General features: G+C 46.3%; 20 protein-coding genes. 13 read left to right on the forward strand and 7 right to left on the reverse strand.

Annotation, left to right across the window (positions count from 1 at the left end; translation table 11 throughout):
* Position 1 precedes the first annotated feature (1 nt).
* Together GFS24_RS17060 and GFS24_RS17065 are read left to right on the forward strand one after the other, a co-directional pair.
* Positions 2 to 793 carry an amidohydrolase gene (locus GFS24_RS17060; protein WP_153661336.1) on the forward strand — a complete coding sequence of 264 codons (792 nt, stop codon included), beginning with the start codon at positions 2 to 4 and terminating at the stop codon, positions 791 to 793.
* 11 nt (positions 794 to 804) lie between these two features.
* Positions 805 to 2,481 (forward strand): glycosyltransferase family 39 protein, encoded by a 1,677-nt coding sequence (locus tag GFS24_RS17065; protein WP_153661338.1) that lies wholly within the window; start codon positions 805 to 807, stop codon positions 2,479 to 2,481.
* Between the two features lie 140 nt (positions 2,482 to 2,621).
* On the opposite strand, the gene thiL is transcribed toward GFS24_RS17065, so the two are convergent.
* Complete coding sequence (gene thiL / locus GFS24_RS17070; protein WP_153661340.1) at positions 2,622 to 3,653, reverse strand: thiamine-phosphate kinase; 1,032 nt, start codon at positions 3,651 to 3,653, stop codon at positions 2,622 to 2,624.
* A 3-nt stretch (positions 3,654 to 3,656) separates the two neighbouring features.
* Complete coding sequence (locus tag GFS24_RS17075; RefSeq protein ID WP_153661342.1) at positions 3,657 to 4,430, reverse strand: inositol monophosphatase family protein; 774 nt, start codon at positions 4,428 to 4,430, stop codon at positions 3,657 to 3,659.
* An 86-nt stretch (positions 4,431 to 4,516) separates the two neighbouring features.
* Here GFS24_RS17075 and GFS24_RS17080 point away from each other — a divergent pair, with 86 nt between their 5' ends.
* The gene (locus GFS24_RS17080) at positions 4,517 to 6,058 is read left to right on the forward strand and encodes a GH3 auxin-responsive promoter family protein (RefSeq protein WP_153661344.1); all 1,542 of its coding nucleotides are present in this window, start codon (positions 4,517 to 4,519) and stop codon (positions 6,056 to 6,058) included.
* 14 nt (positions 6,059 to 6,072) lie between these two features.
* Positions 6,073 to 6,711 carry a LysE family translocator gene (locus GFS24_RS17085; protein ID WP_153661346.1) on the forward strand — a complete coding sequence of 213 codons (639 nt, stop codon included), beginning with the start codon at positions 6,073 to 6,075 and terminating at the stop codon, positions 6,709 to 6,711.
* A gap of 108 nt (positions 6,712 to 6,819) precedes the next feature.
* Here GFS24_RS17085 and GFS24_RS17090 read toward each other — a convergent pair whose 3' ends face one another.
* The 4 genes from GFS24_RS17090 to GFS24_RS17105 form a co-directional block, all read right to left on the reverse strand.
* Entirely contained in the window at positions 6,820 to 7,860 is a 1,041-nt protein-coding gene (locus GFS24_RS17090; RefSeq protein WP_153661348.1) for a 2-oxoacid:ferredoxin oxidoreductase subunit beta, read from the reverse strand.
* A gap of 28 nt (positions 7,861 to 7,888) precedes the next feature.
* Positions 7,889 to 8,233 carry a carboxymuconolactone decarboxylase family protein gene (locus tag GFS24_RS17095; protein ID WP_074243154.1) on the reverse strand — a complete coding sequence of 115 codons (345 nt, stop codon included), beginning with the start codon at positions 8,231 to 8,233 and terminating at the stop codon, positions 7,889 to 7,891.
* A 92-nt stretch (positions 8,234 to 8,325) separates the two neighbouring features.
* Positions 8,326 to 10,077, reverse strand: coding sequence for an N-acetylmuramoyl-L-alanine amidase (locus GFS24_RS17100; protein WP_153661350.1), 1,752 nt, complete (start codon positions 10,075 to 10,077; stop codon positions 8,326 to 8,328).
* Between the two features lie 92 nt (positions 10,078 to 10,169).
* A complete protein-coding gene (locus GFS24_RS17105; RefSeq protein ID WP_253906503.1) occupies positions 10,170 to 11,966 on the reverse strand; it encodes an acyl-CoA dehydrogenase family protein in 1,797 nt (598 codons plus the stop codon).
* A 108-nt stretch (positions 11,967 to 12,074) separates the two neighbouring features.
* Between GFS24_RS17105 and GFS24_RS17110 the strand changes: the two genes are divergently transcribed.
* Entirely contained in the window at positions 12,075 to 12,881 is an 807-nt protein-coding gene (locus GFS24_RS17110; RefSeq protein ID WP_153661352.1) for an alpha/beta fold hydrolase, read from the forward strand.
* A 56-nt stretch (positions 12,882 to 12,937) separates the two neighbouring features.
* Entirely contained in the window at positions 12,938 to 14,029 is a 1,092-nt protein-coding gene (locus GFS24_RS17115) for a glycosyltransferase (protein WP_173003106.1), read from the forward strand.
* 15 nt (positions 14,030 to 14,044) lie between these two features.
* Here GFS24_RS17115 and GFS24_RS17120 read toward each other — a convergent pair whose 3' ends face one another.
* A complete protein-coding gene (locus GFS24_RS17120) occupies positions 14,045 to 15,037 on the reverse strand; it encodes a hypothetical protein (protein ID WP_153661356.1) in 993 nt (330 codons plus the stop codon).
* 289 nt (positions 15,038 to 15,326) lie between these two features.
* On the opposite strand from GFS24_RS17120, the gene GFS24_RS17125 reads away from it, so the two are divergent.
* From GFS24_RS17125 to GFS24_RS17155, 7 genes are all read left to right on the forward strand, one after another.
* A complete protein-coding gene (locus GFS24_RS17125; RefSeq protein WP_153661358.1) occupies positions 15,327 to 16,454 on the forward strand; it encodes an ABC transporter permease in 1,128 nt (375 codons plus the stop codon).
* A 72-nt stretch (positions 16,455 to 16,526) separates the two neighbouring features.
* On the forward strand, positions 16,527 to 16,964 hold the full coding sequence (locus GFS24_RS17130) for a hypothetical protein (RefSeq protein ID WP_153661360.1): 438 nt from the start codon (positions 16,527 to 16,529) through the stop codon (positions 16,962 to 16,964).
* A 115-nt stretch (positions 16,965 to 17,079) separates the two neighbouring features.
* Complete coding sequence (locus tag GFS24_RS17135; RefSeq protein WP_173003107.1) at positions 17,080 to 18,150, forward strand: glycosyltransferase; 1,071 nt, start codon at positions 17,080 to 17,082, stop codon at positions 18,148 to 18,150.
* Between the two features lie 36 nt (positions 18,151 to 18,186).
* A complete protein-coding gene (gene gldC / locus GFS24_RS17140; protein ID WP_153661364.1) occupies positions 18,187 to 18,534 on the forward strand; it encodes a gliding motility protein GldC in 348 nt (115 codons plus the stop codon).
* A 19-nt stretch (positions 18,535 to 18,553) separates the two neighbouring features.
* Entirely contained in the window at positions 18,554 to 19,003 is a 450-nt protein-coding gene (locus tag GFS24_RS17145; protein WP_153661366.1) for a GatB/YqeY domain-containing protein, read from the forward strand.
* A gap of 7 nt (positions 19,004 to 19,010) precedes the next feature.
* Positions 19,011 to 19,553, forward strand: a complete 543-nt coding sequence (locus GFS24_RS17150; protein ID WP_173003108.1) for a CvpA family protein — start codon at positions 19,011 to 19,013, stop codon at positions 19,551 to 19,553.
* Positions 19,554 to 19,621: 68 nt separating this feature from the next.
* Positions 19,622 to 20,407 (forward strand): alpha/beta fold hydrolase, encoded by a 786-nt coding sequence (locus tag GFS24_RS17155; protein WP_153661370.1) that lies wholly within the window; start codon positions 19,622 to 19,624, stop codon positions 20,405 to 20,407.
* The last annotated feature ends 110 nt before the right edge of the window (positions 20,408 to 20,517 follow it).

The raw sequence follows: 20,517 nt of genomic DNA on the forward strand, positions 1-20,517 counted from the left end.
TATGTCTGATTTAACGGTCTCTCTGATACAAGCTAATTTACACTGGGAAGATGTTGCTGCCAACCTGGCGATGTTTGACGAAAAGATCAATTCCATCCAGGAAAGGACGGAAGTGATCATACTTCCTGAAATGTTCAGCACAGGATTCAGTATGCAATCTGAAAGACTGGCACAAACAATGGACGGTAGTGCAGTACAGTGGATGAAGCAAAAATCAAAAGAGAAGAACGTGATCATCACCGGCAGCCTCATTATTGAAGAAGGCGGTGAATATTATAACCGGCTGATCTGGATGTTGCCCAACGGCACATTCGGCATCTACAACAAACGCCACCTGTTTGGCTTTGCCGGAGAAGAAGATCATTACAAAGCTGGTGACAAACGACTGATCGCCCAGGTGAAAGGCTGGAAGATCAATCTTTCTATATGTTACGATCTTCGTTTCCCGGTATGGTCCCGCAATTCCCTTCTCGAAAATGGTGAGCCGGCTTATGATGTATTAGTGAACGTGGCCAACTGGCCGGAAAGACGTAACACGCCATGGCGCGCATTATTACAGGCACGCGCTATCGAAAACCAATGTTATATGATTGGCGTAAACCGGGTGGGTAATGATGGTAACGACATCTACCACAGCGGCGATTCCAGCATTATAGATCCCATCGGCGAGGTCATCTACCACAAAGCGCATGATGAGGACGTATTTACCTACACACTTTCCAAAAATCACCTGAACGAACTGCGTGCAAAGTTTCCTTTTATGAAGGATGCGGATAGGTTTATTATCCCGTAACTTTGCGGGCTATGATCCGCTTTTTCACCAAGAATCAGTACAAAAATACTGTACTGGCCCTCTGGGCCCTTCTGGCTATTTTACAAGCCTGCTTTACAGAGTTGATGGACGATGAGGCGTATTACTGGGTGTACTCCAACCACCTGGCCTGGGGCTATTTTGACCATCCGCCTATGGTAGCCCTGCTCATTAAAGCGGGTTACGCTTTATTTCATAATGAACTGGGAGTAAGACTGGGCATGATAGTCCTCAACCTCTTCACCCTCATCCTCATAGACAAACTCATCCCTCATAAGAACAACATCGTTTTCTATCTCATCCTTGCCGGGATGGGGGCTATGCAGATCGGAGGGATCCTCGCTGTGCCGGATATTCCACTCATCTTCTTTGCTACGCTGTATTTTTATATCTACCGCAACTTCCTGGAATCCCAGAGCTGGAAGAACACTTTTCTGCTGGGACTTAGCATGGCGCTGATGTTCTATAGCAAATACCATGGGGTATTACTCGTGTTCTTCACGCTGCTTTCCAATCTCTCCCTGTTAAAAGTATATCGTTACTACATAGCGGTGATCATCACCACGCTGCTTTTCTTCCCGCATATTTACTGGCAATACACACACGACTTTCCCTCTCTGCAATATCATCTTGTAGAAAGGAATGCTTCTTCCTACGATATCAGCTACACGCTGGATTATATCTTAGGGCAGGTATTGCTATTCGGGCCGCTCGTAGGGTGGTTGCTGTTATACAATGGGTTCCGCGCACAGGTGCGTACTGGTTTTGAACGTGCTTTGAAATTCTGCCTGGTGGGGGTGTTGGCGTTTTTTCTGCTGAGTACTTTGAAAGGACGGGTGGAAGCGAACTGGACGGTGATGATCTTTGCCCCCCTGGTGATATTGGCGCATCAGGCTATTGTGCGGCAGGGGCTTTCTTTGTCTTTCCGGATACTTAAAAGTACCTGGGTGATTTCTTTGCTGGTGGTTTTCGTAGCGAGGATATATATGGTGTGGGATTTTGTGCCGGGGATTGAGATCAGGCCGGAGATACATCATAACAGGGAATGGACTTCTGCTGTGGCTGCTAAAGCGCAAGGGCGGCCGGTGGTGTTCCTGAACAGTTACCAGGAGCCTTCTAAATATATGTTCTATACAGGTGGTGTTTCGTATAGTCTTAATAGTGTGCATGCGCGGAGGAGTCAGTATAATTACTGGCATATGGAAGAGGAACTGTGGGGGAAGGATGTGTTGCTGGTTTCTAATCACCGGCCTTATATTCCTGATCAGGATAGTGTTTTTGTGGGGCAGCGGAAGTTGTGGTGCAGAGTGGATTCGGCTTATTATTCTTATTCGCTGATACAGTTTGTTCCTGCGGTGACGGCGTTTACGGTGAAGCCGGGGGAGGAATTTACTTTGAAGTTGGGGGTGAAGAATGGGTATGATAGCAAAGTTCTTTTTGATAAAGATCCTTTTGTGGGGTATGCTTTTTCTTCAAAAGCGGATGAGGATTGGCGGAAGACGGTGGAGGGGAGTTTGTTGTTGTCTGATGCTTTGCAGCGGGATAGTGTAGAAGTGTTGGTGGTGGCGCCGGATGTGAAGGGGAAGTATACTTTGAAGATTGCGGTGCCTTCTGTGAGAGGGATGGATCCGACGCATAATAGTCCGGGGGTGAAAGTGACGGTGGAGTGATTGGCGGGTTTGTAAAATATTAAAAAGGAAACCCCTTCCGGCTGGGAAGGGGTTTTTTATTTTTATGAGGGAGTTTCTTTGTGGCAAGGAGCGTTTTTTCTTTTTAAGAAGAGCGTTCCTTTTTAAAGAGAATTCTTCTTCTACTTAAAAGCATTCCACCCTTGCGCAGTGATCTTATGTTTATTACCACTCCTTGTAATAATATGCGGATCTTCTGTATTTAGTTCCGTCATGTAACCGATCACGGCGATCTCTTCGTTTAGGGTGATCTTATCGTAATCTTCCTGTTTCATGGTGAAGAGTAATTCGTAATCTTCTCCTCCGCTGAGGGCACAGGCCGTTGGGTCTAAACCTAACTTCATGGCCAGTTCGCGGGTTTGATCGTGTACGGGTATTTTTTCTTCATAGATCACGCAACTCAGCTGACTTTGTTTGCAGATGTGCAGGATCTCAGAGCTGAGGCCATCGCTTACATCCATCATAGCAGTAGGCATAATATCTTTTCCTGCGAGGAAAGTAATGATATCATGACGGGCTTCAGGTTTCAGCTGGCGGCCAATTACGTAGGTCTGGTCTTCCAGATCTGGCTGAATCTTCGGATTTTCCAGGAAGATCTTCTTTTCTCTTTCTAATAGTGTGAGGCCAAGGTAGGCGGCACCGAGATCTCCGGAAACGCAGAGCAGATCACCTTTTTGGGCGGTAGAGCGTTTCACGAATTTATCAGGGGATACTTCGCCGATGGCGGTAACGCTGATCACAAAACCTTTCTGGGAAGAAGTGGTATCCCCTCCTATCAGATCTACACGGTATTTTTCGCAAGCGGCATACACCCCTTCGTAAAATTCGTTGAGGGCTTCCAGGGAGAAGCGGTTGGAGAATGCCAGGCTCATGGTAATGTGTGTGGGCGTGGCATTCATGGCATAGATGTCTGACAGGTTCACGATCACTGCTTTGTAACCCAGGTGTTTAAGCGGGGTGTACATGAGATCAAAGTGAATGCCTTCCACCAGCATATCCGTTGTAATAACGGTTTGTTTGCCGAACAGGTCAATTACGGCAGCATCATCCCCTACGCCGAGAATGGTACTGGCATTATATAATTCAATATTCCGGGTCAGGTAATCGATCAGGCCGAATTCCCCGAGGTCTTCTATTTCAGTTCTCTCTTCCATGTGTTATTGAATGCTGTTAATTTCTTTCAACAGATCTGTATGTATGTGGCCGTTAGTGGCCAGGATTTGTTTTTGATAAGGGGAATAAGGATTGCCTTTAAAATCCGTCACTTTTCCACCGGCTTCCTGAACAATGAGATAACCGGCTGCGGAATCCCAGGCATTGAGCGAATGTTCCCAGAAACCGTCAAAACGGCCGGCGGCTACCCAACAAAGGTCAATGGCAGCAGAGCCGAGGCGGCGGATGGGTAAACCCAGTTTCACAAAGCGTTCCAGCACGTTCATGGGGTTATTGGTGGTATTTTCCCATTCGTAGGGAAAACCGGTGACCAGGCAGGCATTGGCCATGGTCGTTTTTTGGGAAACGTGAATGAGTTTATCGTTCAGCGTAGCCCCAAACCCTTTCTGGGCAAAGAACAATTCATTCATGATGGGGTTATATACAGCCCCAAGGATCATTTCGCCATCCTGTTCCACGCCAATGCTTACGCAGCAAAGGGGAATGCCATGGGCAAAATTCACTGTACCGTCGATCGGGTCTATGATCCATTTGATGGTTGAACCCTTTTTGAGCTCTCCGATTTCCTCACTGAGGATATGATGATCAGGGTAATCTTCGTGTATGGCGGCAATGATTGCCGCTTCTGCCTTTTTATCCGCTTCCGTTACGAGATTATTGATCGTATCTTTGTAGGAAATTGTGAAAGTACCGTTAAAATATTCTTTTAAAACTTTAGCACCTGCTTGCGTAGCTTTGAGTAACGTTGATTTTAACATGGCGCAAAGGTACGAAGCTCTGCCAACTTCCCCAGTTTTACACACGAATTAACTATTTTTGCATTTTAAAACTTGAATCGCGATTAATGGCCATTATTGGTAATCTAATTTCCAGATCCCTACGTATAAGAAAGCAGTTCACATTCAAATTAGGGACGCCACGTCAATATCAGTTACAGGTATTACGGCGGTTAGTGGAGAAAGCCAAACATACACAGTTCGGTGAACATTATGGTTATGAGCAGATCCTCAATAGCCCTAACTGGGTGAGCCAGTTCCGGCAGAAGGTACCTGTGCATAATTATAATAAAATGCATACTGAATGGTGGTACAAATGCCAGGAAGGTGTGGCCAATGTGAGCTGGCCGGAAAAGATCAAATATTTTGCCCTGAGTTCAGGTACTTCTGAATCCGCCAGCAAGCACATCCCGGTTACAAAGGATATGCTGAGAACTGTGAAAAAGGTGGGTGTGAAACAGCTGTACTCCATGGTGAACTTCAATATACCCCCCAAATCTTTTGAAAAGGGGATCCTCATGCTGGGTGGTACTACTTCCCTGTTTGAGAAAGGGGATTATTATGAAGGGGATATGAGCGGCATCCAGGCCAAAAATATTCCCAAATGGTTCCGCCGGTTCTATAAACCGGGAGGGAACATTTCCCGCAAACCCAACTGGGAGCAACGGATCAAACTGATCGTACGCAAAGCCCCGCAGTGGGATGTTGGTACGGTTTGCGGCGTACCCGCCTGGGTACAGATCGTACTGGAAGAGATCATCCGGTACCATGGTGTTAAGAACATACACGAAATATGGCCTAACCTGGCTATCTATATTCATGGTGGAGTGAGCTTTGAACCTTACCGGGACAGTTTCCAGAAACTCCTGGGTAAACCTATTAACTTCATCGAGACCTATATGGCCTCTGAAGGTTCTTTCGGTTTCCAGGCCCGTCCTGGTGTGAAGGGGATCAAACTGGTGCTCAATGCCGGTATCTTCTACGAATTCATTCCTTTTAACGAAGAGAATTTTGATGCGGATGGGGAAGTAAGACCTGATCCGAAATCTTATATGATCCATGAGGTGGTGGAAGATGTGGAATATGCTGTGATGTTGTCTACCTGTGCTGGTGCATGGCGTTACCTGATCGGCGATGTGGTGAAATTCACTTCCGTGAAGGAACATGAGATCACTATCGTGGGCCGTACCAAACAGTTCCTCAGCCTGGCCGGAGAACATATGAGTATCGACAACATGAACAAGGCGATCGATATTGTGCAGAAGAAACTGGGTATTAATATCCGGGAGTTCACGGTGGCCGGTCTTCCTTATGAGAATCTTTTCGCACACCGCTGGTATATTGGAACGGATGCGGTGGATGTGGATGCGAATAAGGTGAGAGAGATCATTGATCAAACGATCAGTGAAGTGAATGACGATTATGCAGTAGAAAGAACGTCCGCACTGAAAGAAATATTCGTAGAAATACTACCTACCCAGGTATTCCTTGATTACCTGCGTTGCAAAGGAAAAGAGGGAGCCATGAATAAATTCCCAAGAGTATTGAAAGGTGAGAAGCTGAAGGACTGGGAGCAATTCCTGACAACTAAAGTTGCTGTAAAAGCATAACCAAGAAAGTATACATGATTGCCGCCATCATTGCCGGATTAGGTTTGGGAATGTTTTTGTCTGTATCGGTAGGGCCTGTTATTTTTGCTATCATCAAGTATAGCATCAGTAATGGATTCAGGGCCGGTATCAGTTTTGCATTGGGTGTGTCCGGAAGTGATATCATGTTTGTGCTGCTGGGTAATCTCGCTACTTCTTTCATCAGTAACCTGGGTTCCTATACTAAAACCATCGGCGTGAGTGGCGGAATACTATTGATCCTGATGGGTATCTATGGGTTATTATTTAAAAAAGTGAAGATCACTACGGGAGATGAAAGGCCTGAAATGTTCAGTACGCGTGATTATGCGAAGATCTGGCTGGGTGGTTTCCTGATGAATACGCTTAATCCTGGTGTGATCATTTTCTGGCTGGGGGTATGTGTGGCAAATGCGCCAACTACTGTGAGCCATCGTGTTACCATGTATAGCGTTTGCCTGGTTTTTGTGCTGGCGGCAGATGTTCTTAAAGTGTTTGTGTCTGACAAGATCCGGCATAAACTTACCTTAACGAATGTGATCTGGCTGAACCGTTTAGCGGGGGTGTGTATGATCGTTTTTGGATTGGTGTTGTTGTATAAAGTGTTGTTGAGCACTACGCCGTTGGTGCATTAAAAATTGCAATTAACCAGAACCGTATATTTAATGCTGAAGAGAAGGTGTAATGCCTTCTCTTTTTTATTTGCATAAAAAAAGCCGGCTTTATAAAGCCGGCTTTTTCTTTTATACGATAGTCCAGGTTTCTCTGCCTGCAATCAGCTTATCCAAATTACCGGGGCCGCGTTGTGCGATGGCTTCCTGTAATTGCTGCGCCATGATATCATCATACGTCGGTCTGAAGATCTGGTAGAATACGCCGAAGGGACGAGGTAAATGTCCTTCGATGCGGGAATCATCAAACATGCGTGTGAGGATCTGTGCTTTGCCGAAATCATTTTCGTCGTGGATCCAGAGGTCTGAAGCGCTGAAACCACTTCCTTCTTCCAGGCTTACCACTTCAGGGCGGTGGCCATTGAGACGGATACCTTTATTTTTCTGTGCGCCGAAGATCAATGGCTGGCCATGTTCTACGAAGATGGCTTCATCCTGTTTGCTGGATTTTTCCGTGAATACTTCAAAAGCGCCATCGTTGAAGATGTTACAGTTCTGATAGATCTCCAGGAAGGAAGATCCTTTATGTGCAGCACTGCGTTTCAGCATTTCCTGCAGGTGTTTAGGATCACGGTCCATACTGCGTGCCAGGAAGGTAGCATCTGCTCCCAGGGCCAGGGCCATTGGGTTGAACGGATGGTCGATACTGCCGAAGGGCGTACTTTTGGTTACCTTATTGGTTTCAGAAGTAGGTGAGTATTGTCCTTTTGTAAGACCGTAGATCTGGTTGTTGAACAACATAATGTTCACATCAAAATTACGGCGCAGCAGGTGAATGGTGTGATTACCACCAATTGACAGGCCATCTCCATCTCCGGTAACGATCCAAACGCTCAGTTCAGGGCGGGTAGCCTTTAAACCGGAAGCGATAGCTGTTGCGCGGCCATGGATAGAGTGCATTCCGTATGTATTCATATAATACGGAAAACGGGAGGAACACCCGATACCGGAAACGATCACAATATTCTCACGGGGTATGCCTAAACCCGGCATAATCGTCTGTACCTGTTTCAATATGGAGTAATCCCCGCAACCCGGGCACCAGCGTACTTCCTGGTCCGTTGCAAAATCCTTGGCCGTTAGTGGTTGCGGAGGGATAGTTGTTGTTGACATCTTATTATAGATATTTTATAATTCAAAGTTACGAATTCACCAGCTCTTCCCAATATTCTGCTGCACGGCGTGTATGTGGAATAACGATGGTGCCGCCTACGATATTGGCTACAGCAAAGATCTCATATATTTCTGTGGTAGAAATGCCTTGTTCATGACATTTTCCGAGGTGATATTTAATGCAATCGTCACAACGGAGCACCATAGAGGCTACTAAACCCAGCATTTCTTTTGTTTTGGTGCTCAGCGCACCTTCTGCGTAGGTGTTGGTGTCCAGGTTAAAGAGCCGGTTGATCACCAGGTTCTGTTTTCCCAGGATCACTTCATTCATTTTGGCTCTGTATTCATCAAATTCCTTCACTAGCTCGCTCATAAAGGCATATTTATCAAAGGGTAGCGTTAAAGGTACTAAATAAATGGCTGCAAAGATAGGTATTAATCTACTAGGATGGTAGGATACTGTGCTTACAGGGTATTCTCTTCTCCGGCTGTGGCCACAAAGTCCTTGATCCCCAGCACGATCTTATCTGCCATCCTTTGGCGGAAAGCGGGGTCCAGGATCATCATTTCATCTTCCGGATTGCTGAGGAAAACGGTTTCCACGAGTACATTGGGATATTCTGTGGAGCTGTTCAGCGCAAAGTTGAAACTCCCGATGTTCCCGAATTCCTTCAGGCCCAGTTCCAGCATGTGTTTATAAATGAACTGGCTGAGGGGCCGGAACCCGATGTGTTTATAATAAGTGCTGGTGCCCTTGATGCGGATAGGATCTGCGGATGAATTCAGGTGAATGCTTACGAGCAGGTCCGGATCTTTATCGCGGTAAGAAAGGATGCGGTAATTATTTTCTACGTAGGAATCGTTCAGCCGGGTCATTAATACCTGTGCGCCTTCTGCTCTCAGTGATTGCTGTAAAGCATTGGCTACGGCCAGCGCTATTTCTTTTTCGTAAACACCTGTTGGCCCTTGTGCGCCAAGATTACTTCCACCGTGACCAGCATCAACAGCTATGGTGAGATTCCCTAAGCCGGGTTGGGATGGTGGGCGTTTAACCTTTACTGTTAGGGAAGTGCCGTTATAGTAAACCTGGTAACCCCAGGATTGTTTATGTTTTAGTTCAATGGTCACGCGGAGGATATCATCTTCCAGCTGTTCGTAAAAAACGTTCTTTATTTCTTTGGTGCTTTCCAGCTGTGAGATCCAGTTGGTGTTGACGGTGGCGCCATAGATATCTAAGATGATGCGTGCGGGATCTACCTGTTGATTACTGCGGTAAGCTAATTTTTGTGTGAGGCCTACGGTTACATAATCGAACTTGTCGTCTCCCCAAACCCGCCAGGAATGTGTTAAGGAAGCAGGTGGGAAAGTGCCTGCGGGCTGCATTCTTACCATTTCCTGCGGAATATATGCAGAGAAGGTTTTCGATAATTTTACTCTGTAATCACCATCTACCTTGCCGGTGATATTGAGGTATACGGCTGTATCCAGGTATCCGACTTTGGCACCACCGAGGCGATCTTCTCCTAATCCGTATTTCAGGAAAGGTGCGTCCCCGATGGTTTTGCCGACGAGGGGCTGTGCTTGTGGATCTATTAAATTAAATACGTTGCTGGTGTTGCGGCGTACTTCTGTTTCTGTTGTTTTGAGTGTAACTGGTATACTGCGGCCATTGATCAGCGGATCATTACACTGTACAGTGTAGGTGCCCTGATAAATGCCGGGCATGTCATTGCCGGTGAGTTCCGTTAAATTGAAATGGCTGCCGACTGTTACGGTACCGCCGGGTTGTGCTTTTACTTTTATTTTGATGAGATCGCCGGGGGCCAAGGTGAGGTTACCTTCCGGGAAGGTCTGGATATAAGCGATGCTGGCGGAAGTAACAGGCTGCGGGGCTTGCGGGATATTGTAAGAGAAAAATACTTTTCTCAGGATGGAATCTCCATTGGGACCAACGGATTTTATTTCAAATTCATTGCTCCCTTCCTCGAGTTCCACCTCAATGGCAAAAGCGCCGGTGGGGTACACCTTTTGCACTTCGTCATTCACATACACCTTACATGTTTTGCAGGTGCTGCCTACCAGGAACTGGCGGGTGGCGGTTACTGCATTGTTTTGTTTGCCGGGCTGGGTAAGCCTTATAAAGCTTCTGTCCTGTGCCCATGCCTGTTGCATCAGCATCGTTGCTAATAACAGGACTCCTCCTATCCGTTTCTTCATACCCTCTAAAATTAATTCTTTCCATCCAAAAACAAACAGGGAACAAGGACAATGCCCTGTTCCCTGTGGAAAATTATGCGTTATTGAACATGTTAGAAACTGTACTTGTTATCGGCGATGAGTTTGGCGGCAATCCTTCTGCGGGCTTCCTTCGTGTTGAAGGGTTCTGTTTTGGTAAAGCGTTTCAGGCCCAGCAGCATCATGCGTTGTTCATCTCCTTCGGCAAAACCATTGATGGCATCTTTACCGGATTTATTTACACGGTCTGCAGCATCTGTAAGATAAGTGCGTACCATATCTATTTGCAGGGCCACGGCTTCTTCTCCGCGAAGTTCTGTGAGTTTGATCACACGGAGCAGGGCACTTTCGCTGATGAAGGTTTCAATGGCCATATCGGCAATGTTCATCAGTATTTCCTGTTCGGTATCAATTTTCATCATGAGTTTTTGAACGGCACCGCCGGCAGCCATGAGGATGGCTTTCTTCATGTTGAGGATGATCTTTTTTTCTTTTGCGAAGGCGCCTTCGTCATCATTTCCAAAGTCCGGAATGCTCATGAGTTCCTTCATCACATTCATGGCCGGGGTCATGAGGTCCAGTTTGCCTTTCATGGCACGTTTCAGGGTCATGTCCAAAGTAAGGAGGCGATTGATCTCATTGGTTCCTTCAAAGATGCGGTTGATGCGGGAATCCCTGTATGCTTTGGAGATGACATATTCATCGCTGAAACCGTTACCACCATGGATCTGCACACCTTCGTCCACTACATAGTCCAGTACTTCTGAACCATTTACTTTGAGCATGGCGCATTCTACGGCATATTCTTCTGCGGCGCCAAGCAGTGCTTCGTTGAAGGCTTTTCCTTCTGCCAGCAGTTCCTGTTCTTTCTGATCTATCAACTGCGATGTGCGGTACAGTGCGGATTCGCAGACCCACATGCGGATGGCCATTTCGGCCAGTTTATGTTTGATAGCGCCGAAGTTGGAGATGGGTTGTTTAAACTGTTCGCGGGTATTGGCGTATTGAATGGCAATGTTCATACTGCCTTTTGCGCCGCCCAGTGCAGCTGCGCAAAGTTTAAGACGGCCAATGTTCAGGATATTGAAAGCGATCAGGTGTCCTTTACCGATTTCGCCGAGTACATTTTCCACGGGCACCTGAGCGTCCTGGAAATAGATCTGGCGGGTAGAGGAACCTTTGATGCCCATTTTGTGTTCTTCCGGGCCTAGCGTGAAACCGGGAGTACCTTTCTCTACAATGAAAGCGGTGAACTTATCGCCATCTATTTTAGCGAATACGGTAAACACGTCTGCAAAACCGGAGTTGGTGATCCAGCATTTTTGTCCGTTGATGAGGTAGAACTTCCCATCTGCACTCAGTTTTGCTGTTGTTTTCGCGCTCAGTGCATCAGAGCCGGCATTAGGTTCTGTGAGGGCGTAAGCGCCTTTCATTTCACCGGAGCCGAGTTTGGGAATATATTTATCCTTCTGGGCATCTGTACCAAAATACAGGATGGGTAAGGAACCGATACCTGTATGTGCAGCCATGGCCACGGAAAAAGAGTGACCGGCACCCAGTGCTTCATTAATGAGGGTAGCGGTGATGAAATCTTTGCCCAGCCCGCCATAGGATTCAGGAAATGCTGCTCCGAGGAGACCCTGTTCACCAGCTTTATTGAGCAGGGAAGGCATGAGACCTTCTTCCAGCTTGTCCAGCCGTTCCAGCACAGGTGTCACTTCTTTGGCTACGAATTGTTCGGCCATTTCTTTGATCATCAACTGCTCTTCAGAAAAATCTTCCGGAATAAAAACCTCGGAGGCCACTGACTCCTTAACGAGAAACTCTGCACCTTTCAGGGCTGCTTTACTATTAACCGCGGTATTCATCATGCGTATTTTTAGTCTATTCGTAATTTACCGAGATTATACCAATTGGCAAATTCCATTAGCAATTAACAATTACGAATTTCGAATCGTAGATTTGTTAATTTCCATAAAGTGAACCTTTCGCTACCATATCTGCAAAGTACGTTTTCCGGAATCGTTGTTGGTTCGGGGGAAGAACTGCTGATCTGTTTTCACGGATTTGGGGAAAGTGCGTTGCATTTTAGTTGTATAGAACCTGCACTAGGCAATATTTTCACTATTGTTGCGTTAGATATGCCCTTCCATGGAAATACGGTGTGGCAGGAAAACAGGGATTTCAGTAAGGATGACCTGGAAGCGCTGGCCGGAAAAATATTGGAAAGATTTGGCAAACAAAGATTCTCCCTTCTGGGTTATAGTATGGGTGGCAGATTGGCTCTGTGTCTTGTAGAAAGAATGGCTTCCCGGATCAGTCACCTGATCCTGGTGGCACCGGATGGTTTGAAAAATAATCCGTGGCATATGATAGCCACACAAACAAGGATAGGCAACCGTGTTTTTTCATACAATACCCGGCACCCGGAACTCTTCTTCAGACTGCTTACTCTATGGCGGCGTTGGGGCCTGCTGAATGAAAGTGTGTACAAGTTTGCTTTTCACAGTATGGATAAGCTGGATAAACGCCAGCTCGTATATAATGTTTGGACGAATATGCGGAGAATGATGCCGTCCAAACAAAAGTGCAAACGTCTATTAGCACAATACAACATAGACACGGTGATGTTCTTCGGAAGGTTCGACCGTGTGATACCTCCGGTTTTCGGAGCACGTTTTGCAGACGGTTCTTTTCCGTGTAAACTGGTAGTACTTGAAAAAGGCCACCAGTTGCTATCAGAAGAACTGGGATTTATTATCAGTCAAAATATCAGGAGTAAGTAAGCATGAATGCTTTATTGATCGTCACCCTTGGTCTCGCTTTTTTATATGGAATCCTAATGCTGTCCTATTGTTACGGCTGGGCGCGCCTGCAGGTATTTCACCCTTCCAGGCATGCTTATACTTTTAATACGAAAGTAACCGTGATCATTCCGGCGCGCGATGAGGAAAACAATTTGCCGCCGTTGCTGGAAGCATTGCAGCAGCAGAGCTATCCGGATAACCTGTTTGAAATAATTGTTGTGGATGATTTTTCAGAAGATGGTACTGCTGATGTGGTGCGGTATTTTCCTGCGGAGAATGTGAAGCTGGTGCAGATGAGTGATCACCTGGATAAAACACAACGCCTTAATTCTTATAAGAAGAAAGCCATAGAACTCGCTATCAAAGAATCTACCGGCCACCTTATTGTAACAACAGATGCGGATTGTGTGATGGGGCCAAAATGGCTGGAAACTATCGTGAAGTTCTATGAAACATATCGTCCGCGGTTTATAGCGGCGCCGGTGGCTTATCACCAGGATGATAATTTCTTTAAGAAGTTACAGTCGCTGGACTTTATGACCATGCAGGGAATTACGGGTGCAGTGGCTTATCTGCAAACGGGTACCATGTGTAATGGGGCTAATCTGGCGTATGAGAAAAGTGCTTTTGAGGAAGTGGGTGGTTTCCTGGGGATAGATATGATCGCTTCGGGAGATGATATGCTGCTGATGTATAAGATCTATCATGCTTATCCGGATGGTGTGCGGTACCTGAAAAGTCGGGATGCTATTGTGCGAACTTTGCCTGTTGATACCGTGAACGGTTTTATGAATCAGCGGATCCGCTGGTCTTCCAAAGCAGATAAATATGAGGATAAGCGTATCACACGTACGCTGGTATTGGTGTACATCTGGAATGTGATGCTGGTGCTGATGGGCTTTGTAACTATTTTCAACCAGGAACTGCTGTATTGGTTTGCAGGATTGCTGGTGTATAAAGTGGTGATCGAGTTTATTTTCCTGGCACCGGTGGCCGGGTTCTTTCAAAAGCTTTCCCTGCTCCCCTGGTTCTTTCCGGGGCAGCCTTTCCATATTATCTACGTTGTTGTGGCGGGTTGGTTAGGTAAGTTTGGAACGTATGAATGGAAGGGGCGCCAGGTGAAATAGCGCCCCTTCGTAAAATCATGATCTCGAGATCACCCAGTTACCACTAGCCGTTTCTGTTATATTCATCTTATAACGGGCAGTATCTTGAAAGCTCCAGTCCAGATTTGCTCTCATCCATGCTTTGAGCACGCCAATGTAGCGTTTCAGTTCATCATCCACTTCTTCTCCGAAAGAGGGTACCGTTTCGCTTAATGCAATAAAGCGGCGTACTTCATCATCATGCATGCGGGCAGTTTCGGCTACTGCATCTTCCAGATCTAATTCCCTTTCTTCTTTTAATACTACAACCAGGTTGTGCACATCACCCTGGCGGCGTTCTTTTTCAAAAGAGAAGAGGTCATTTGCCCAACAGACAACATTGTTACAGGCGAGGGATAGTTGTTGTACGGTGTCGTGTAAACGAACTTCATCCGGGAGATAGATATTCTCCAGTACTTCTATCAGTTCAATGTCTGCAAACAGTGCTCCGGTATAGGGTCTTTTTTCAATGTAATCCGCTACGGAGGGGGCGCGGTGCTGGATGCGATTTTCTACTTCCCATAAGCAGGCATCCAGGTAATCGATCATACTTTTTACAAAACGTTTTTGCCAGGCGGCGTTGCTGGTCCTTTTCATCCGTTTCCACAAGTCTGCAAAACTGTTGGCAAGCGGCATACCTTCTTCAGGGGCAACCACATGACTGTTTTGGAGGATCTGGGTTACGAATGAATGTACCATCTGGAGGTAATCCATTTTACCGAACATGGACTCATCGTTCTTGTCGTCCAGCAGGAAAAGCCAGGTGTTGAATTCAGAGGCGATGCAGAGTTCATAACGTCCTGCAGTGGGAAAAGCCCTGGAAGACAACATGGCGAACCTTGCCCTGCGGAATTTTTCCCGGGCTTTTTCAGATTTAACCAATTCAAAGCGACTAACCCATTCAGCCGTGTGTTTTTCAGCTTCATTGGCGAATGGATTAAGCATAGAGGGGAACGGGCAGAAGATCTGCGGAAATTGGAGCGTTGACATACTTAAATGTTTAATGGTTAATATAAAATGGTTACAATCAATGCCTTATTTATCTGTGGGTGATGTCTGTGTCTAACTAAAATTTAAGCTATTTTATGGGTTTAGCGCCATGCATAATGACCGCAGTAGTTGAATTTCGTGTGATATGAATGCATGGTTTTCAACGATATATGGTAACGAACGTGTTATACATGGGGTGCTGGTATAAATAAAAAATATGGCACATATATAAAGTGTTTGGGATGGGTGCGCGAAATATCCGGGGTTTGAGTAACTTGTAGAATTCATCATGGCCAGATCTACTTCATTTTCCCAACAAGCCTGGAAACGCTTAAAGCGTAATAAGGGTGCTATGGCCGGAATGATCGTGATCGGTTTGACCTTGTTTGCGGGCATTTTTGCTTATTTCCTTTCGCCGGACCATACGCCCTATGCGAATGGGATGGTGTTGGAGATCAGTGGGCAGAAGCCAGGGTTCAGTATTCAGATGCTTAGTCTGGAGAAAAGGCAGCCTGTTGCCAGGCGGGGCTGGTTCCATTATCTGATCTATGGGCAGGAATCTAATGTAACTTTGGTTCCTGTGAAGCGCTGGCAGTTTAAGGGAGATTCTATCCGGGTGGAGAAATATGTGGATGAGGAAACGACGCTTGCGGAAACTTATGCATTGAGTGAAGTGGTTTCAGCTTCAGCTTCAGCGAAGGATGCTCAGTTCCTCGTGGAACATGAACATTTGCGTACCCATCATTATTGGCTGGGAACGGATAAATTCGGCAGGGATATCCTCAGTCGCTTGCTGGTGGGGACGCGTGTGAGTTTGAGCGTGGGTTGTATTGCGGTGTTGATCTCTCTGACCATTGGTATTTTTTTAGGAGCGATAGCCGGATATTTCAGGGGAGCAGTGGATGAAGCGGTGATGTGGCTGATCAATGTGATCTGGAGTGTGCCCACTTTGCTGCTGGTTTTTGCTATTTCCCTGGCATTGGGTAAAGGATTCTGGCAAGTGTTTATTGCGGTGGGTTTAACGATGTGGGTGAGTGTGGCCAGGATCATTCGTGGGCAGGTATTGGGATTGCGGGAATTGCAATTCGTGGAAGCCACGCGGGCATTGGGTTACGGGCATGTGCGGACGATTGTGAAACATATCCTGCCTAATATCATGGGGCCGGTAATGGTAGTGGCAGCGAGTAATTTTGCTACGGCGATTGTGATAGAGGCAGGGCTTAGTTTCCTGGGTGTGGGGGTACAGCCTCCGCAGCCGTCCTGGGGTTTGATGATCAAGGAGAACTATAATTTTATCATTACGCATAATCCTTTATTAGCCCTGGCGCCGGGTATTGCTATTATGTTGCTGGTACTGGCGTTCAACCTGTTAGGGAATGGATTGCGGGATGCGATGGATATAAAGGGGAAGATATAGTGTTAATTTTAAGGATATATTTGAATAGCAATATTATTTATTTTAATTTTAATTCGTTTTAACCATACTACTATGCCCTACAAACCATATTTATTGATCCTTTGCTGTGCGTTGGCTTTAATGTCAGGCAGTTGCAAAAAGAAGAATGGTCCCGGTGGCCCTGTTACTCCGCCACCTGCTCCTGAAGCTGAGCTCGTAGTTTCCGTTCCCAATATTAATCTGAACAGTGATGTGAATGCTGCGCAAGGGCCCACATTAACGATAACGATGAAAATTACTTCTCAGCCGATCCCAACGGATGGGGTGAATGTGGTGGTAACTGTTTTAGATCCTGCAGGGGTGCCTATTCCGCAAACAGGTACGGTTACTATTACAGGAGATACGATCACGATCACCATCAATGGGTTGCCGAGTTTGAAAGTGGCGGATGTGACCATCACGGTTACTTCCAAAGCGAAACCAACAAATACGAAAACGTATAAGTTTGGGGTGATGAATAAAACGCCTTAAGTTATTTATATGCATATTGTGAGGGGCTTGTTGTATGCTGAAAAGCATAGAACAGGCCTCTTTTCTTTTCCGCATAATTCCACTAGGTTTGTGCAACGTTCGAACAGAAATTGCCATGCGTATAGCCGTTAATGCTGTCCCGTTACTCCAGGATACTCCTGCAGATTCCGGGAATGTGACTACTGAAATGTTGTACCGGTTGTGCCGTTTGCACCCGGATGTTGAATTCCTGCTGATAACAGACCGTTCCTGGGAACCGCCGGTGATCTTACCGGCCAATGCACAAGACCTGGTGCTGAAACCATGGACTGGTGGGCGTTTGGGGAAGTATGCCTGGCGCCGGTGGCAATGGCAGAAAGCGATCAAAAAATATAAAGCAGACAGGGTATTGTGTATTGACGAAGTACTTGCGGTGCCTGCGAATATTCCTGCTTATTTAATGCTCACGCGGCAAACGGAAGTGCTGAACCGTGCTTCCACGGCTAAATACATCCGCCAGTACAGTGGTATTTTGCTGTTTTCTACTTTTATGCGGGAGGAGGTGATTAAACGTTTTGCAGACCTGGATGGTAAGATCCATACTTTGCCGCCGGGGGTATCTGAAACTTATATCCCCTTAAACTGGGAGGAAAGGGAAGAAGTGAAAAGGGAGTATGCGGATGGCATGGAATATTATATTTCTGTTGCCAGTATACATCCGGATAACAATATCAGACCTTTGCTGAAGGCATTCTCTATGCTGAAGAAAAGATTGCGGACCAGTATGAAACTTGTGCTGGCAGGGCGGTTGACGCATGAGGGGGAGGAAATTGCGGAGTCTTTGCAAACTTATAAATTCAGGGATGATGTGATCTGGGTGGAGGATCCGGAGGAAACGGAACTGGCGAAGTTGATTGCGGGGGCTTATGGATTGGTGCATACGGTTGGTGCGGATGGGCTGGCAGTGCCAATTTACATGGCTTTGCGGTGTCAGGTGCCGGCGGTTACTTTGTATGCGGGGGCTTCTCCTGAGGCTGGGGGGGATGCATCTTTGAATGCGGTGCCGGATGATATTACGGACCTTTCTGAGAAATTGGGGGCACTTTATAAAGATGAGATGTTGCGGAGTAAGCTGCTGGCGCATATTACGAGGACGGAGAGTTGGGATGAGGGAGCTTTGCAGTTGGGGAGGGTGATAACTGGGTAGAAAGTGTACTTTTGCAGTCTCTAATCAAGAAAAAACATGACAAAGGAATCTACGATACAGATCAAGGTGGCATTGGACGAAAACAAAGTGCCGGAAAAAATTGAATGGACGGCGTCTGACAGTACAGCCGACCGCATGAATAAAGCCAAAGCCATGATGGTGGCTTTCTGGGATGGTGCAGACAAAACCGCCCTCCGTATAGACCTGTGGACAAAGGAAATGATGGTGGATGAAATGGCTGACTTCTTCTATCAGACCATGATGACGATGGCAGATACTTATCAACGTGCCACTCCCTGGGCAGACCAGGCAAATGACCTCCGCGCTTTTGCCACAGATTTCTACAAGAAATTTGAGGAAAAGCTGAAAAATCAGAACCAGTAATCTTAAATAACAGAACATCATGTCCTTAGAACTAGATATCAACGGCGCCATCAAAACCGCCATGCTGGCTAAAGCAGAAGCTGAATTGCGTGCATTGCGTGCCATTAAAGCCGCTATCCTGGTAGCAAAAACGGCTGAAGGTGCAGGCGAGCTTACGGAAGAAGATGAGCAGAAGTTACTCCAAAAGCTATCCAAACAACGTAAAGATTCCCTCGAAATATTCCGCCAACAGAACCGTGAAGACCTGGCGAAAAAAGAAGAAGAAGAGCTGGTGGTGATTGCGCGTTATCTTCCGCAACAACTGGATGAAGCTGCCCTGCGTACTGCGCTGGGTGAAATCATCGCTGCGGTAGGTGCAAGCTCCCCTGCAGATATGGGGAAAGTGATGGGCGCCGCTACAAAACAGCTGGCTGGCAAAGCAGATGGCAAGATGATCTCTGCCCTCGTAAAAGAACTCCTGACCAAATAACCCGCTTTTGGCGATAGACATCCTTTTTGCTGTAATCATGGCTTTTGCCGTCTACAAAGGTTTTACCCGTGGCCTGATCGTTGCGGTGTTTTCCCTTGTGGCCTTTATTTTAGGCATGGCTGCCGCCCTGAAGTTATCTGCTGTACTGGCAGAATACCTTGCGGGGCATGGCATGCACGGCCGCTGGTGGCCGGTATTGTGTTTTATTGGTATCTTTCTGGCGGTAGTGATCTTAGTGAGGATCGGAGCGGCGGCACTGGAAAAAGTGGTGCAATGGTCCATGCTGGGCTGGATAAACAGGCTGGGCGGGATCATTTTATACGCCATTGTGTATGTGATCATTTACAGTGTATTATTGTGGCTGGCTAATCAATTATACTGGTTAAGTCCCGAAATGAAGCTACAATCAGTAGTATATCCGTACATTGAGCCTATTGGACCAAAGATGATGGATCAAATGGGCAAGATCATTCCTGTTTTCAGAGATGTGTTTGCGGAACTGGAAGGGTTTTTTGAAAACGCTGCCAAAGAAATACCTGCAAATAGATAGGCATTAGGAATTATATGAATTAAGAAAAAGGATTATTTTAGCGCAAATATTGACTTCAAGCATAGGTAATGAATTACGAAATCAAAACACAGGGCAAGTTTAAATTCATCGAAGAAGGAGAAGGAGAACCATTGATATTGTTGCATGGATTGTTCGGCGCCCTCAGTAATTTCAGCGGCCTTCTGGACTACTTCAAGCAGTATAACAAGGTGGTGATCCCTTTATTGCCGCTGTTTGACCTGAATATCCTGGAAACCTCCGTAAGCGGGCTGGCTAAATATGTTCACAAATTCATAGAAACACGTAATTACAGTGATTATCACCTGATGGGTAACTCCCTTGGTGGGCACGTAGCACTTGTTTATATCCTGAAACATCCTGAAAGAGTAAAATCACTCTGTCTTACCGGCAGTTCTGGTCTTTTTGAGAATGGAATGGGAGAAACTTATCCTAAACGCGGGGATTATGAATATATCCGCAGAAAAACAGAACTCACCTTTTATGATCCGGCCATTGCTACAAAAGAACTGGTGGACGAGGTGTTCGAGATCACGAGTAATCGTCTGAAAGTGATCAAGATCATCACGTTAGCTAAATCTGCTATCCGGCATAACCTGGGAGATGAGCTGAAAACCATTACCACACCTACTCTCCTGATCTGGGGGAATAATGATACCGTTACACCGCCTATGGTGGGAGAAGAGTTTCACAAGCTCATCCCCAATTCAGAACTGCATTTTATAGATAAATGTGGTCATGCGCCTATGATGGAAGTGCCGGAAGAGTTCAATAAGATCATGCACGATTACCTTAAAAGGCTTGCCAGTGGCGCTGTGAAGGTCAGCGCCAGCTAACCGTTCATCCTTACTGCCATACCATTGCTCCGGGATTACTTAATTTTTAACAGGTAAGTTTCGCGGTATTGGAATATTCTTTGCTATTATTGTAGCTGAAACACGATCTA

The sequence above is a fragment of the Chitinophaga sp. SYP-B3965 genome, from assembly GCF_009647655.1.
In the GTDB taxonomy this organism is placed as follows: domain Bacteria; phylum Bacteroidota; class Bacteroidia; order Chitinophagales; family Chitinophagaceae; genus Chitinophaga.